This window comes from Nonomuraea sp. MTCD27 (assembly GCF_041950495.1).
In the GTDB taxonomy this organism is placed as follows: domain Bacteria; phylum Actinomycetota; class Actinomycetes; order Streptosporangiales; family Streptosporangiaceae; genus Nonomuraea.
Map to the genome: position 1 here is coordinate 1 of NZ_JBGNUW010000071.1, position 1260 is coordinate 1260.

Below are 1260 nucleotides of genomic sequence, written 5' to 3' on the forward strand. Positions count from 1 at the left end.
CTGCTCGGGCCTGGCCGTGGTAGGCATCGGCCTGCTCATGTACCGAATCCTGAAGGGCTTCAACCAGAAACTGGCCCTGTGGTACCCCGTCATGAGGGTCATCGAGCTCGCGGTCTCCGCCACCTGCGGCGTCTACCTGCTGACGCAGCTGCAAGCCGTCCCCAACACGATGTTGTGGGTGTACATCCCCACGGCCATCGGCGGCCTGGTGTTCACCTACCTGCTGTTCGTCTCACGCATCGTCCCGCAGCCCATCGCGGCCCTCGGCCTCATCGGCTACGCCCTGCTGCTGCTGGGAGTGCCGCTGGACCTGCTCGGCGTCCTGGACATGGACGCGGGAGCAGGCATGCTCTTGCTCGCGCCGGGCGGGTTGTTCGAAGTCCTGGTGCTGCCCATCTGGTTGTTCGCCAAGGGCTTCACCCTGCCTCAGCCGTCTCAACCGGCGCGGGTCCGAGCGGCGTAGTCAACCGACTGTCAATCGACTGCCTGCCGAATCATCGCTGAACCTCTCCATTCGATCATGTGGTGCCCCCGCGCACCTGGCGGAGTACACCGGCCGGCCGCATGTGATCCCTTCCGTCCCGCTCCGGTGTGAAAGCCACGCGGCCAGACCGGATTGGCCGCACCGCCCGGTTCCCCAACGCGGTGATGATCCACACCCCCGTGCACGCAACCTGGCTCAACCAGATCGAGATCTTCTTCTCCATCGTGCAGCGCAAGGTGGTCACACCCAACGACTTCACCGGCCTTGACCAGGTCGAAGACCGGCTGATCGCCTTCGAGCGCCGTTACAACGAGACCGCCCGGCCCTTCAGATGGAAGTTCACCCCGCCGACCTCGAGGACCTGTTGGCCCGGACCGAGCGTCACGAACAGAACGAGCGCTGCTTCCAGCAGCTCACCGGCTACGATCACCAGCCTGCCGCAATACCGGCAGCCGCGTGAACCCTCGAATGACTTACGAGCCGGACCACTAAGCTTGCGATTTAACGTCACTCTCGGTGTTCGTTGTCGGCGGCTCGGTCTTGCGGTAGGGCGGGCGCTTGTCTTTCGGCCGGTTCCTTGATCCTTTGGGGCGTCCGGGGCCGGGACTGGTGAGTTTCGGTGAGTCGGCGGGAGTGCCGAGTTTTGCACGCGAAGCGGTGAAAGTGCTCTTGATCGAAGCGGCGCAGGTAGGCCTTCCACAGCAGGTCCAGCAGCGCCGCATCGACCTCGATGGGCCCGGCGTGCCACAGCCAGAGATCTTTGGCCGGCTTGCGGC

2 protein-coding genes are annotated in these 1260 nt (G+C 64.7%); one reads left to right on the forward strand and one right to left on the reverse strand.

Annotated features, from left to right (window positions below; translation table 11 throughout):
* On the forward strand, nucleotides 1–463 hold a 463-nt coding region (locus ACBJ59_RS62755), incomplete at its 5' end, for a DUF4386 family protein (protein ID WP_375119389.1).
* Between the two features lie 528 nt (nucleotides 464–991).
* Here ACBJ59_RS62755 and ACBJ59_RS62760 read toward each other — a convergent pair.
* Nucleotides 992–1260 (reverse strand): hypothetical protein (locus ACBJ59_RS62760; RefSeq protein ID WP_375119390.1); only part of this gene is annotated, 269 nt, incomplete at its 5' end.